At 51.0% G+C, this 14,966-nt stretch carries 9 protein-coding genes; 7 read left to right on the top strand and 2 right to left on the bottom strand.

The window, feature by feature from the left end:
* Positions 1–161 precede the first annotated feature (161 nt).
* The 5 genes from H8L47_RS17190 to H8L47_RS17210 all read left to right on the top strand — a co-directional run bounded on the left by H8L47_RS17190 (position 162) and on the right by H8L47_RS17210 (position 9,788).
* Positions 162–2,273, top strand: a complete 2,112-nt coding sequence (locus tag H8L47_RS17190; protein ID WP_186954822.1) for an EAL domain-containing protein — start codon at positions 162–164, stop codon at positions 2,271–2,273.
* Positions 2,246–5,620 carry a PAS domain S-box protein gene (locus H8L47_RS29835; RefSeq protein WP_186954823.1) on the top strand — a complete coding sequence of 1,125 codons (3,375 nt, stop codon included), beginning with the start codon at positions 2,246–2,248 and terminating at the stop codon, positions 5,618–5,620. The genes H8L47_RS17190 and H8L47_RS29835 overlap by 28 nt, the downstream gene beginning before the upstream one ends.
* 27 nt (positions 5,621–5,647) lie before the next feature.
* Positions 5,648–6,055, top strand: a complete 408-nt coding sequence (locus H8L47_RS17200) for a MerR family transcriptional regulator (protein WP_186954824.1) — start codon at positions 5,648–5,650, stop codon at positions 6,053–6,055.
* A 69-nt stretch (positions 6,056–6,124) separates the two neighbouring features.
* Complete coding sequence (locus H8L47_RS17205) at positions 6,125–6,706, top strand: NAD(P)H-dependent oxidoreductase (RefSeq protein WP_186954825.1); 582 nt, start codon at positions 6,125–6,127, stop codon at positions 6,704–6,706.
* A 169-nt stretch (positions 6,707–6,875) separates the two neighbouring features.
* The gene (locus H8L47_RS17210; protein ID WP_186954826.1) at positions 6,876–9,788 is read left to right on the top strand and encodes an HD domain-containing phosphohydrolase; all 2,913 of its coding nucleotides are present in this window, start codon (positions 6,876–6,878) and stop codon (positions 9,786–9,788) included.
* Between the two features lie 30 nt (positions 9,789–9,818).
* Here H8L47_RS17210 and H8L47_RS17215 read toward each other — a convergent pair whose 3' ends face one another.
* Positions 9,819–10,532 carry a 2OG-Fe(II) oxygenase gene (locus H8L47_RS17215; protein WP_186954827.1) on the bottom strand — a complete coding sequence of 238 codons (714 nt, stop codon included), beginning with the start codon at positions 10,530–10,532 and terminating at the stop codon, positions 9,819–9,821.
* Positions 10,529–11,620, bottom strand: a complete 1,092-nt coding sequence (ada, locus tag H8L47_RS17220) for a bifunctional DNA-binding transcriptional regulator/O6-methylguanine-DNA methyltransferase Ada (RefSeq protein WP_230413796.1) — start codon at positions 11,618–11,620, stop codon at positions 10,529–10,531. Before ada ends, H8L47_RS17215 begins: the two co-directional genes overlap by 4 nt.
* Positions 11,621–11,890: 270 nt before the next feature.
* Between ada and H8L47_RS17225 the strand changes: the two genes are divergently transcribed.
* Together H8L47_RS17225 and H8L47_RS17230 are read left to right on the top strand one after the other, a co-directional pair.
* Positions 11,891–12,556 (top strand): flavin reductase family protein, encoded by a 666-nt coding sequence (locus H8L47_RS17225; RefSeq protein ID WP_186954828.1) that lies wholly within the window; start codon positions 11,891–11,893, stop codon positions 12,554–12,556.
* A gap of 211 nt (positions 12,557–12,767) precedes the next feature.
* Positions 12,768–14,945, top strand: a complete 2,178-nt coding sequence (locus tag H8L47_RS17230; RefSeq protein WP_186954829.1) for a DUF4034 domain-containing protein — start codon at positions 12,768–12,770, stop codon at positions 14,943–14,945.
* Positions 14,946–14,966 lie beyond the last annotated feature (21 nt).

A 14,966-nucleotide genomic window follows, 5' to 3' on the forward strand; every position in this document is an offset into this window, starting at 1 on the left:
CCGGGCGTTTTTTTTGTTTCGCCTTCTTCTTTAGATTGGTATTGCTCTTGCTGTTAATAGTGCATTAACATAAGGGCGTACAGTTTATTGACCTGCCAGTACATAGACTTTTTAGTCATGACTGAACCTCAGATACTTTTGCAGACTTTTCTCACCCGAATATGCCCGACAGTCTCGATCGCCTGACCCATTTCCTGCGCTTACGCCGCATCGGTGTGCGGCTGGCGCTCAGCTATGGCTTGCTGCTGGTCTTGTTTAGCATCGTGTTGCTGTTGCCAATTTCACAAATTCGCAAAATGACTGCATTGAGTGAGAAATTTGCTCGCAAAGAAGTGCAAAGCCTTCTTTATGTACAAGAACTCAGCGTATCCACAGAAAACGTCGGGAGAGCATTGCTGCAATTCCTGACTGTTCCATACGAGCAACGGGTACCTGAATACACCATCGTCGATGAAAAAAACCGCCAGATTGATCGGCTTATCACGGCCCTGGAGGCCTCACTCAGTGATGATGAGCAACTAAAGAGCCTGAAAATCCTCAAGGAAAAACGCAGTATCTACAATAAATACTATCTGGATACCGTCAACCAACTCGAAGAAGAAGGCCAGGACGCTGCCAAAGCCAGTTTCATCAAACAGGTAAAACCAGCATTGGATGCTTTACTGGACCAGTCCAAGACTTTCCTCAAACGTGAGCAAGAGTTGATCGTGGCCCACCAGGCAGAAGCACAGCGCGAACTGGAACAAACCGGCATGCTGGTAGCCGTATTATCCGTATTGGGTGTAATCATGGCTGCCATACTGGCCTGGTTGACTACCCGTAGCGTGGTAAAACCACTGGCACGCCTGGAAGCGAGTGCCCTGCAAATTGCCAGGGGTGATTATCAAACCCGCTTCAGCCCTTCAAAAACCGAAGAAGTGGCAAGAGTAGGTGAAGCCCTCAACACCATGGCTGAGGCCATAGGTATACGCGAGCAAACAGTGGAGCGACTGGCTTATTATGACAGCCTGACTGGTTTGCCCAATCGCACACTGTTGCTAAAAACGCATGAAGGCAAGGGCTTGCCACATCAGGGTTTTATCCTGATGGACCTGGCGCGCCTGAAAGTCATCAATGAAACCCTGGGTTTTGATACAGGTGACTCGGTGATATCGGACATAGCCCTGCGTCTCAGGAAAGTCATCGATAACCACACCGGTCATGCAGCAAAACCCTGGCTGGCCAGGTTGGCAGGTGGCGCATTTGCTGTGCTTTGTGAAAACAGCTCCAAAGTCAGCATCGAAGAATTGCACCACCGCATTGACGCTGCAATGGCAGCCCCTGTCAAGTGTGGCAGTCACTCTGTCGATGTCAGCATGGTATATGGATTTGCCATCACGGCAGCGACGCCCCTGCCTTTGATGACGCTGATCAGAAATGCTGAAGTTGCCTTGTACGCAGCCAAACGCAGCACGAATGCGTCCGCCTGGTATACCGATGCGCAAGAAGCTTCACGCCTGACCCATCTCAGCCTGCTGTCTGACTTGCGCTCTGCCGTCAGGAAATCAGAATTGCAAATGTGGCTGCAACCCAAGCTCTCCCTGGCGACCGGAAAAGCCTATGGTTTTGAAGCACTGGTGCGCTGGCAGCATCCTGTGCGTGGTTTCATTTCGCCGGCAGAGTTTGTCCCTTTTGCCGAACGTACCGGCTATATCGGCATGTTGACCATGTGGATGCTGGAACAGGCTATCGTCACGCTCAAAAACTGGCAAAACAATTATCCGGACCAGACTATTGCCGTCAATGTCAGCACTCATGATTTGCGCGATGCCAGTTTTCCAGACCAAATTACTGCGCTGCTGCGTCAATATGAGCTGTCCCCCAACATGCTCAAACTGGAGATTACCGAAAGCGGCATCATGGAAGACCCTGGCACCACCATAGAACTGCTGAACCGCCTGCGTGCCATCGGTCTGGATCTATCGATTGATGATTTTGGCACTGGTTATTCCTCCCTCTCTTACCTGCAACGACTACCCGTCAGTGAGCTCAAGATAGACCGCAGCTTTGTTACCGACATCGACAAACTGCCAGCCACCCAGGGACTCGTCAAAGCCATCATAGAAATGGGCCATGGGCTGGGCTTGAGCGTGATTGCTGAAGGCATAGAAACTGCAGCCGAACGGGAGAGTCTGCGCCTGCTAGGTTGTGATTCCATGCAAGGCTATTTTGCCAGCAAGCCCTTGTATGGTGATGGATTGCAAAAATGGCTGTCCAGCCTGCCGACAGACTAGTGCCTATGCAAGCACCTGCGTTTCCTGATGATGAAGCTTTGCGCCTGCAAACCCTGCAGGCCTGCGCCATCCTTGATACACCGGCAGAAGAACGCTTTGACCGGCTGACCCGGTTGGCACGCCACCTGTTTCATTCAGAGATTGCACTGATCTCCCTGATTGATGCAGACCGTCAATGGTTCAAGTCCAGACAGGGGCTGGATGCAAGCGAAACGCCCAGGGATATTTCATTCTGCGGTCATGCCATACTCAGCCCAGATGTCTTGTACGTCGCAGACGCCAGTCAAGACCCGCGTTTTGCCGACAACCCTCTGGTCTATGATGCACCTCATATACGCTTTTATGCTGGTGCCCCATTACATGCTCGCAATGGACAGCGCCTTGGCACGCTGTGCATCATAGATAGTGTAGCCAGGACCCTTAGCGAACAGGATTTGCATGCCCTGCGCGATCTTGCCGATTGCGTAGAACGTGAATTTTTCCGCGAAGAGCAACAAAGACAACATCATGCCTTGCTGGCCTTGACTGCCATCACCTCCTTGTCCTACCAGGACCCGGACGCCGCCTTGCAACAAACCCTGACCATGGCCTGCGACTACCTGGGCATGACTTGTGCCCAAATCAGCCGCGTGCAACAAAATGGCAAGGAAACCTTAATGTATCAGTCTGGCTGCATGACACGTCCTGCTGCGCCTGTGTCCGATGAGGGTAAGCACTTTCGCTTGCCAGTGGCCGCAAACCAGGGGCTCATCCATGTCGCTCATGTGGCGGAGAGCGAATACCTGCATTCTGTCAGCGAAGTGCAAAGTTTCATAGGCTTGCGCCTGCATATCAGTAACATCGGAGATGCGGCCCTGAGTATCTGGCATACCAAACCCAGACTATTTCCTTTTTCCGAGGTGGAAATAGAATTTGTACGTCTGCTGGCAGACTGGATCAGTGGCGTCATGAAAAGACAGGAACTGGACCGGCAGTTGCAAACACAGCGCGCCCTCAGTGATGCCATTGCCATGGCCCAAACTTTGTTCATACGCGAAACCGATCAGGAAAAAGGCTTTGTTTCCCTGCTGGCCGCAATCTTGAAATTGACGACTAGTGATTATGGATTTATATGTGAAGTCAAAAACAAGACTACCAGCAATCCCGCCCTGAAAAGCATGATGCTGGCCTGGCATGCAGAAAACAACGACATCCTCAACCTCAGTCTTGAAGCACTGGCCCGCGATGCCGCCTGTCTGCAATTAAAATCCAGATATGGCAGCGCACTCAAGGCGGCACTGCCGGTGATAGACAATGCCCCCTCGGCAGATGCACTGGATCAGGTTTTTCCTGCCAATTTTGTCGCATTGCAAAGCTTTCTTTGCATACCCGTGCAATACGATCACGAGCTGATCGCCCTGGTCGGCATCGCCAACAAACCAGATGGCTATGATCACCAGGTAACGGATTTCTTAAAACCCTTGTTCAGCACTCTCGGTCAGTTGATCAGTGCTACCCGTGTGCAAAAGCAAAGACGGGAAACCGAGCGGCAATTAGCCAATGTCATCAAGGGCACCAATATTGGCACCTGGGAATGCAATATCCTCACTGGTGAAACCATCTACAACGAACGCTGGGCAGAGATGCTGGGCTATACCCTGGCAGAACTGGAACCGACCACGGTCGATACCTGGCTCCAACTCTGCCATCCAGACGATCTGAAAACCACCAGCAGCATGATAGACCAGCATTTCAGGGGAGAAATCGAATACTTCGATCTGAAGAGCCGCATGCGCCACAAAGACGGCCGCTGGATATGGATACATGATCGCGGCTGTGTCGTCAGTTGGGGGCCAAACGGTGAGCCACTCATCATGTCAGGCAGCCATGCTGATATCACCAAACAAAAAGAAGCGGAGGCAGAACTCGAACATGCTTATGAATTGCTGGAAAAATCCAACGCGGCGGCTCGCATAGGCACCTGGGATTTTGAAGTCAAGTCACGCAAACTGCACTGGAGTAAAGTGACCAGGCAAATTCACGAAGTGGATGATGACTATGCCTGCACTGTCGATAGCGCGCTTGCCTTTTACAAAGGCGCAGAAAGCCAGCAAAAAATTCGTGAGCTGTTCACCATGGCTGTGCGTGAAGGTGCTTCCTTTGATACCGAATTCTGCATTCTCAGCACAACTGGCAACGAACGCTGGGTGCATGTTATTGGTTTCCCGCAGTTTGAGGAAAATGTCTGCACCCGTGTGTATGGCACTTTCCAGGACATCAGTGACAGAAGATCCGCACAAGAAAATTTGCGTGACCAGGCACTCCATACCAGTGCCATACTGGACAATGTACTCGATGGCATTCTCACCTTTGATGAGCATTATCAGATCCTCAGTGCGAATAATGCCGCTGTCCATATTTTTGATTATGGTACCGATGAATTAATCGGCGAGAACATACGCCTGCTGATCCCCTCGCCTGTCGAAACTGACCAGGACGATGCAGGGCAACAGGACGTATCCGGAATACAAAGCCTCATAGGCAGCAGCCTTGAAGTCGAAGCACGCCGCAAGGATGGCAGCAAGTTTCCGCTGGATTTGTCCGTCTCTACCCTAAGTCGTCAAGGCCAGCCCTTGTTCATTGCGCTCATGCGTGACATCACTGAGCGCAAGCGCACAGAAAGAATAAAGAATGAATTCATTTCCACGGTCAGCCATGAATTGCGCACTCCTCTAACATCCATTTCTGGGGCACTGGGCTTGATATCCGGTGGTGTATTTGGCAGTTACTCAGATCGTATGAAGCAGATGATTGATGTCGCCAACAAAAATTGCCAGCGCCTGACTTTCCTCATCAATGATTTGCTGGACATGGAAAAACTCACAGCCGGGAAAATGGTGTTTCGCCCTGAGACCAGCCAACTCAGTGAACTGCTCTGTCAGGCGATTGAAGCCAACCAGACCTTTGGCACTGCGCGCGGCGTTTCTCTACAATTATCCAAACCTGTTCCCGCATTGAGCATCACAGTAGACTCGCAGCGCTTCATGCAAATTTTGTCGAACTTGCTGTCAAATGCGATCAAGTACTCACCTGAAAATGATGTGGTCCAAATAGAAGCAGAACAAAAGGGACAAAAAGTACGCATCAGTGTCATCGACCATGGCGTCGGCATCCCGCATGAATTCCGCGACAGAATATTTCAGAAATTTGCCCAGGCAGATTCTTCCGATACCCGCCAGAATGGCGGCACCGGGCTGGGCCTGGCTATCACGCGCGAACTGGTGGAAAGAATGGGCGGCGAGATTGGTTTTGAATCATTACCAGGAAAGGCCACCAGGTTTCATATAGACTTGCCAATCAGCTTTTGAATTACATAGTATGAAACAGGAGTATCAATGTACATAGGAGAACTGGCGCGCAAGGCAAATGCCACAGCAAAAGCCATACGCCTGTATGAAAGCCTGGGCTTGCTGGGCCAGATTCAACGCCTGGGAAAGTACCGGGTTTATACAGATAACAATGTCTTGCAAGTACAATTGATACGGCAAGCCCAAAGCCTGGGTTTTCGCCTTTCAGAACTGGAACCCTTGCTTCGCACAGATCAGGGTGAACCAGACTGGGCCATGATAGCTCGACACTTGGACAAGAAACGCGCTACCGTGAAAGCGGAAATTAAAAAGCTTCATGCGCTTGACGATAGCCTGCTACAAATGCAGACAGAAATCCACGATTGCCTGCAAGCGCAACTTGTCGCGCAACAAGCCGACTGTCCCAATTTTCCTGTTAATCAGCCTCCTGATTGATATGGCTTGACTCTACCCATAGGGACAAGGTGCACACTTATCCTCTTGATCAAACAATGTGGGTACAGTATGCAAAAAAAACGTGTTCTAGTCATTGCCAGTCATCCCAGCGGCAATAGCTTTGGTTCTGACCTCGCCGATATCTACGTGCAGGCAGCCCGCACTGAGGGGCATGATGTACAAATACTACGGCTGGATCGGCTCGTGTTTGATCCCATTTTGCATCAGGGCTATAAAGTCATACAGACTCTGGAAACCGATCTGCAAATGGCTCAAGAGTCCTTGCTATGGGCTGAACACCTGTGCTTTGTCTTCCCCATCTGGTGGGGTGGCGTGCCTGCACTACTGAAAGGATTTCTGGACCGAGTCTTGCTACCCGGCTTTGCCTTCAAATACCATCCTGGCAAGAGCTTTCCCGAAGGATTGTTGAAAGGCCGCTCGGCCCACTTGCTGATTACCATGGATACCCCACCCTGGTTTTTCAGACTGTACTACCGCGCCCCAGGCATACATCAATTGAAGCGTACCGTCCTTGAATTTTGTGGCGTCAAACCAGTTGGCATCCTGAGCCTGGGGCCAGTCCTCAATTCACAGCCGGCACAAAGGCAGAAGTGGATAGAGAAGACCACGGCCCTGGCAAAGCGCCTTTAATATTCCATGAGCGGCCCAGTGACACTTGGTCTCGCCCGCAAGTGTCACAAAACGCACACCTGGCGTTTTCAATTGCGCATTTACAAAGAAAGCTCTACCATGGCGTTGCATTAATGGCATTGCAAAAACACTCTCATCTTGCAGCAGATAAACTCGGGGCGGGTAATTCATGCGCAATAAGAAAAATGTTCACTTTCATATTTACATCTCGTATTTTTTCACCGGCCTGATACTCATCTTCGCGATTGCCATGGGCACCGTATTGTTTACGCGCATGAGTACAATCATTCTCTCTCAGGCCGACAGCAGCTACGCACTCATCGGGAATGAAGTTGCCAGTAATGTCAAAGATATTTACGAGCCAGTCAGGAACCAAACCGAAATCCTGGCGCAATCGCAACCTGTTTCAGGTAAAAATCTGAATGAGCGCCTGAACCATGTCAATTATCTGGCCAAGGCCATCGTCAGTGTCAAATCTGCTACCTCCGCCTATGTCGGTTTTTCCAATGGAGAATTTTTTCTTTTGCGGCAATACGCCAAGTCGAATGGCAGCAAAGGTATTTTCAAAGCGCCCTTAAATACTGCATGGATAGTACAAAGCACCAGTGTGGAGACGGACAAGCTACAAGAACATGTCGTCTATCTGGATGACAAACTCAATGAAATCGAGCGCCAGTCTATTCCAGCTCGTAACTTTGATCCTCGCTCACGTGGCTGGTATGAAACTGCCATGAAGAATCCTGCACAGGCAAATGTATCAGAGCCATATTATTTTTTCACTACCGGGCAAATAGGCGTCACCTATGCGCAAAAGATCGTTGATGCCGATGCAGTTGTGGGCATAGACATAGAGTTACCCACGATACATGAAACTATCAGAAACAGCAGTGTCACCCCTTCGACCAGGATGGCCCTGATAGACCGCAAGGGCCAATTACTAGCCTGGCAAAATGGCAAACAATCTGCCTACAAACCGCAAATCATTACCCGTCTGGACGGCGTGCAGAGCTTGCCCACTCTGGCAGAGCAGGACGCACCTGTACTTAATAAAATCAACGAAATGGCAAGCGCGAATACACAGAGTAGCCAGGCACTGGAAATGATAGGCAAAACCTGGGCTACTTATCAGGCAAGCATACAAATCCCTGGCGGACACGACTTGCGCATCCTGATTGCCAGCCCCCATGATGAACTGCTGGCTGGCATCATCAAGATGCGCAGACAAAGCATTGCCTTGTTTGTCGTGCTGCTGGTGTTGGGTCTGGGTCTGACCATTTATTTCTCACGTCTGGCATCCAAGCCTCTCAAACAATTAAATGACGAGGCCAGCAAGATTGCCCGCTTCGATTTCAAGAGCCCCATCAAGATCGAGTCACGCATCAAGGAAATCGCCGACCTCAGTAATTCCATGCGCGGCATGAAAGCAACCATCCGTTCCTTCCTCGACATAGCCAGTAGCCTTGCATCAGAAACCAATTATGACAAATTGCTCGCTCGGGTACTCAAAGAAATGTCGGAAATCACCGAGGCCAAGTCAGGCATACTTTATCTCTATCAGCCTCAAGAGCAGGCCATGCAAGTAGTGCAAGCCTATGTCGACCATCAAGTGCTGGAAACCAGTGCTCACGGCATCAGCATGACAGACGAAAACCACCCGGTCATCAAGGCTTGTAAGTCGCGTAGCAGCATTTGCCATTTGCAGGCAGACGAACTGGCAAGCCACTTCAGTGCCCTGCCCGCCACAGACCACGCCACTACCCTGATCGCCATCCCTTTAAAGGATAGAAACAATACCCTGGTCGGTGCAATCGCCCTGGTCATCGATGATGCAAGCATAGACCCCGGCAGGCAAGCCATGGCCGAGGCCGTGTCTGGTGCTGCAGCAGTCGCCATAGAAAACCAGCGCCTGATACAAGAACAAAAAGCCTTGCTGGAAGCCTTCATACAACTCATCGCCAGCGCCATCGATGCCAAGAGTCCTTACACCGGCGGCCACTGCCAGCGAGTGCCAGTACTAACCAAGTTATTGGCCCAGGCCGCCTGCAAGGAAACAGAGGGCCCGTTTGCCGGCTTTCAGCTGAGCGAAGCAGAATGGGAAGAACTGCACATCGCCGCCTGGCTGCATGACTGCGGCAAAGTCACCACGCCAGAATACATCGTCGACAAAGCCACAAAACTCGAAACCCTGTATGACCGCATCCATGAAATACGCATGCGCTTTGAAGTCTTGAAACGCGATGCGCAGATTGACTATTGGCAAGCCATTGCCAATGGTGGCAATGCGACGGAACTGAAAACCCAGCTCGACGCCAATCTGGCAAAGCTAGACTGCGATTTCGCCTTCCTTGCCGAATGCAATGAAGGCGGTGAGTTCATGGCCCCCGACAAAGTCGCCCGCATTCAAGACATCGCCGGACGCCACTGGCTCAGGACCCTGTCTGACCGCATCGGCATTTCACATGATGAAAAAGAACGCAAGAACCGCACAACAGAACCGTGCTTGCCAGTGCAGGAACAACTGCTGAGCGACAAGCCAGAACACATCTTCACTCGCTCAACCCGCGACACCATCACACCTGACAACCCCTGGGGCTTCAAAGTCAAAGTGCCAGAGCACCTGTACAACCGTGGTGAGGTGTATAACCTGACCGTCGCACGAGGCACCCTGTCAGAAGAAGAACGCTATAAAATCAATGAACACATGATACAAACCATCATGATGCTGGAAAAACTGCCCTTCCCGCGCCACCTTGCCAGAGTTCCGGAAATCGCCGGTGGTCATCATGAAAAAATGGATGGCACAGGCTACCCCAAACGACTGGCCGCCGCCGACATGAGCATCCCCGCCCGCATGATGGCGATAGCCGACATCTTCGAAGCCTTGACCGCAGCCGACCGCCCCTACAAAAAAGGCAAAACCTTGTCAGAAGCCATCAAGATCATGAGCTTCATGAAAAAAGACCATCATATAGATGCCGAGTTGTTTTCCCTGTTTTTAAAGTCTGGCACTTATCTGGAATATGCCAAGATGTTCATGAATACAGATCAGATTGATGAATTTGATATTCATGCTTATGTTTGATAGCCCATGCTGCACGTCAGAAGCATCAACTCATGCAGCATCATGAAAGATGATGCCTGCAGTAAAACGCTGACCTTGCCTGATGCGGCTGACGCCGTGGCGCAAATTGACACGGTAAAACCCCCTGCTACCTTTTGCTGGCCGCATACTGACGGCAAAGATGACACCCTCTCCTTTGTCCAGATGGACAACCTCAGCCTTGCTTTGCATGCGTGGCCGCTGTTCCACCAGGACAAATTCTCCACCGCCAAAGTCCTGCCCTGGTGCGGACAGCAAGACCGCAGCCTGCAAAGGGAAAACATGCTCACCGTATAAATCCTGATGCAGGCAATTATAGTCGTCAGCCTGGTATTTCAGGATCAATGGTGTCGGTCTGGTCTGCCCAGCATCATGGCAGCATCGCAGCATGTCATCGAGTTGCTGGGGAAATTCTTGTGACAAGCCCATGAGTTTATTCCAGCGGTTGGCCAGCCCGGCAAGATGGGGGTAAAAATACTCGCGCATTTCCTGTATCACAGGAGGTAAAGGATACTTGAAGTACTGATACTCGCCCTGGCCAAAGCCATGTCTGGCCATGATGATTTTACTGCGATACAAATCCTGTGCTGCATATAGTGCCTGCAGATTGTCGCATTCATCCATCGTCAGCAAACTGCCCGTCGTGGCAAAACCCCGCGCGTCCAGTTCAGCCAGTATCCTGTCCCATTCCAGCGAGGCAATACGTTTGGACAAATCACCTGTCATGTTTCAGATTCCCGCTTCAGTAAGGCTTTCTTGCGTTCCATCCCCCAGCGATAGCCAGTTACATCACCATCAGAACGTATGACTCTGTGACAGGGTATCGCCACAGCAAACTGGTTGGATGCACAGGCATTGGCCACCGCCCTTACAGAACTGGGCGAGCCTATACGCTTGGCAATTTCTGCATAACTGGCGGTCTGCCCCGGAGGGATATCCTGCAAGGCTTTCCATACTCTTTGCTGGAAAGCCGTACCCTGCACATCCAGCGGCAAATCCAGTAATCCTCGTGGTTGCTGTATATATGCCAGGATGCTGGTGACCCATTCTTTGAAATGCGTTTCTGCCGCTCGGATGCTGGCTTTGGGGAAACGCTGCTGCAATACCTGCTCCAGCACACTGGCTGAATCACCAAATTCTATTGTGCAAATGCCCTTTTCTGTCGAGGCTATCAACAACAAACCCAATGCGCTTTCACAAACCATATACTGCATCTGCAAATCCTCAGCACCCGCCCGGTAAGCCTTGGGCGACATACCCAGCATTGCCCCGGCCATTTCATAAAAGCGACTGGCAGAATTGTAGCCTGCATCATAAATTGCCCCGGAGATTGAAGCGGACTGATTCAGCAAAGACCTGACTTTTTCTTTTTGCAGGGCAGACTGATATTGTTTGGGAGTGACTCCAGTAAGCTCTTTGAAAATGCGGTGAAAATGATGAGGACTCATTGCCATCTTGCTTGCAAGGGTTTCAAGCTTCAGAGGTGCTTCGCTGTTTTTGATCAACTGACAGGCAGTTTCTATCATGCTGTTTCTGCTGTGCTCCTGGCTCACGCCATCCGGGTGACAACGCTTGCATGCGCGATAGCCCGCTTGCTGAGCCAGCACTGTTGTTTCATAAAATTCCACATTCTGCCGCTTGGCCGTTTTGGCGGGACAAGAAGGCCGGCAATATATGCCCGTAGTTTTTACTGCAAAAACAAACTCGCCATCCAGGTCGCGGTTCTTTATACAAACTGCGTCCCAACGCACATCATCAAGATCAACTGGCATGGCTGGTCCCTTTTTTTCCCTGACATTTGCATATGTAAGCATACTGATTCTCCGCCTTGAGCAATGCTCTCAATATAGAGAATTGCTACATTGCCCGCATCCCGTTTCTTGCTTTCAAATTTTGTCTTCATTGTAAACGATGCAACCAAGACAAATCGCAAGCAAATTTGAAAGCAAGAAACAGGGTTTCAAGCGAGGCACAGCGCAATACATTGGCGCTGTTGTCAATCCCAACCACTTAACAATTGCTGCCCGGCCAACTGAAGGACAACACATCTTGTTCCAACATTTCTTCCATTTTGAAAGCCATATATGCATAAGACCATAGAACCAGCCATACACTATTGGGGCACGCCCGTCGTCTTGATCAGCACCCTGAATGAAGATGACAGCAGCAATCTAGCGCCCATATCCTCAGCCTGGTGGATAGGCTGGAGCTGCATGCTGGGCCTGGATGCCAGCTCACAAACCAGTATCAACCTCATGCGTGAACGCGAATGCGTACTCAACCTGGCCTCTGCCGACCTCGTGCCGGCCGTCAACCGCCTGGCCTTATTAACAGGTGCAGCCGATGTTCCCAAACACAAGCGATTTCTGGGATACCAGCATGAGGCCAATAAATTTGCCGTCGCCGGCTTGACACCGGAAGCATCGCTGGACGTCAAACCACCCCGCGCCAAAGAATGCCTTGTGCAACTGGAAGCCAGAGTAGAAGACATCAAGTCTTTCGGCAGCAAAGACCCGCGCATGGCCATACCCACCATTGCCGTCGAATTGCGCATCGTCAAAACCCATGTCGATGAAAGCATATTGCAAGCACCAGATTCTCATCGCATCGACACCGAAGCCTGGTCACCACTCCTGATGACATTCAGAAAGCTATATGGCAATCCCCAGCACCTGGCAGAGTCACGCCTGGCAAATGGGCCAGAAGAGTTCTACGCTCCCTGGAAATTTGCTAACCCCAAGATTGCCTGATGCACCTGAGCCGCCCAATCACCATGCAGCGTGCCCAAGTTTGCCCCGTTCTGCTTGCACGCCTGGGCACATCAATTCAATCTCCTTCGATGGAAAAGACCTGCCGTGCGCAGCCTGATTGATATGCTGGATGAGAGGCTTAAGGGCGCGAAGTCACCTGTCTCGAAAAAACCGAGCTGATATTCTGACATTTTCATGATCTGCAAGGCGAGTGGCACTCATCCCATACTTAAGTATCGACGACATGCCAGCCAAGCTCAGCGATGCAGATGACCGATATAATTCGCCAGAATCTCACTTACATAGAACCAGATTACCCGTGCCATTATCCCCTCTTCTTGAACAAAACATCCGTCACTCCTGCAATACGCAGGCCCTGCTCAGGGCAGCGTTGCTGCGAAGTGACTTTGAGTATCTTGAACATTTCTTTGCCGATATTGACACCAGGAGCAAGAACAATGGCGGGGATAACCACGAGGAAGTGCAAGCCTTTGTACATTTCCATGTCTTGTTCGATGCCTATACATTTCCCGAAACCAAAAAGCAGCTAGCTTTGCTGCATGCATGGACGGCAGCATACCCGCACAGTTATTACGCACACTATTTCTTAGGTGAATTTTGGGAACTGGTAGCAGCAGACATTCGTACTACCGGGCTGGCCATGGATGTTGAACCAGATCGCTGGGAAGCTGCAGCATTGGCACGAGACAATGCCGCGATCACTTTGTTGCATGCGCTCACTCTGGACGCGCAACCAGTGCGTGCTCTTTCCTTAATGATGCGCCTGTTTGCCTATCTGGGTGAACCTGCCTGGATGGACAATCTGTTCCGCCATCAAGCTGGTGAAGTCACTGACAACAGCGACGACATCTCGCCCGCCGGGCATCAACGATTTGCAACATATGGCGGCAGTTTGCTGACGCCCCCCACGCAGTTACCTGCCTTGTTGCAAACTCGTGATCCTGATGAAGCCGGATATTCATACTGGCTGGCGCAAATTCTACGCTTTTGTCCAAATTGCCTTGACGCACTGACCACAGCCACCTACTACCTGACACCACGCTGGTATGGCAGCCACCGGCACATGAAAGCCTTCATCAACGGGCCCCAATGCGCGGCCCTGACGGAAGGGCAACGTGGTGACCTGTGGTGGGTGAAGGAATTCGATTATCTGGAAGACTTGCCCGATCATGCCGAAGATCACGATGATAATAACCCGGGAACAGATAAGTCCCTGCATCGCCAGGCTTACCAGCGATTGCTGGCACGCCCCCTACTGGACCATACCCGTATAGACACACTGTTTGCCTATGCCAAGTTTTGCAGCTACTACGGCGAACTGGATGAAGCATATGCCATGGCGGCAGAGGCTTGCAAATTGCAAGCGCAATGTGGCTGGCACAAACCCGTCAAACTCAGCAATTTTGAGTATCTGGCCCAAGACCTGATTGTGGAAGGCATACCCGATCCGGACGGAGTACTGGCGCATGTATTGCAAGTGGCCGAGTACTTTGAAGAGTCGTCCTGGTTCCTGCTACTGGCCTGTGCCGCACGCCACGAAGGAAAATGGGGCATGCCGCAGGAACCGTTTCCAGGCCAATTTGAGCGTTTACTGACATTAATCGCCGCTATCGAGAGCAAACATGACAGCGTAACCGAAGTACTGGAATTGCTGTGGAACGGCGGTCATGAGCAAGCCAGTTGGTGGCTGGCTCATGAGTTGGCGCATCGCGGCGTGGCGCTTGCACAGTGTTTTCTGGCAAATGTCTATCGCGGCGAGTATGAAGATGGCCCGGAAATCCAGGTGGATGAAAAAATGGCGGAACAATGGCAGCGCAGTGCCGCTGCAGCGGCGATCCCCCATTCCAAGGCAGCTTATCTGCTTGCCAGAAATTACTTGGTGCCACCTGCCTTTACCAGACAAAAAAAACCTGAATATCTTTATACGAAACAATTACTGGAAAAGGCATTGGCAGCCGACATCGACGGCGCAAAATTATTGCTAATGCAGATCATTGTCAATAGTGGCAGTCCTGAAGAAGCAGCCTGGGTACATGCAGAACTAATACCGTCATTGCTGGAAAGCGACGATAACACCGAGCAACTGATCACCAGTGTATTCCTGTCTTACATGTATGGAACGGGGCAAGGCGTTGCCCTTTCACCGTTTCTTGCGCATGCCTGGGCCAATTATGCACAATCCATAGACGAAGAAGAAGTCCATAAATACTATCTGGATACCACATTGCTGCTCTATCGCAAGCTACTAATCAACAATGGCATCCGTGGCTGGTTCAACCGCCTGCGCAAAGACACCCCTTGGCGCGAACTGGTTCGCACAGCAGAAGCCTATCTTCCACCTGATTTTGATGGAGATGCGGATGACTGATGGACTGTAACAGCAGAGACG

The organism is Undibacterium umbellatum, from assembly GCF_014284125.1.
Lineage (GTDB): Bacteria > Pseudomonadota > Gammaproteobacteria > Burkholderiales > Burkholderiaceae_D > Undibacterium > Undibacterium umbellatum.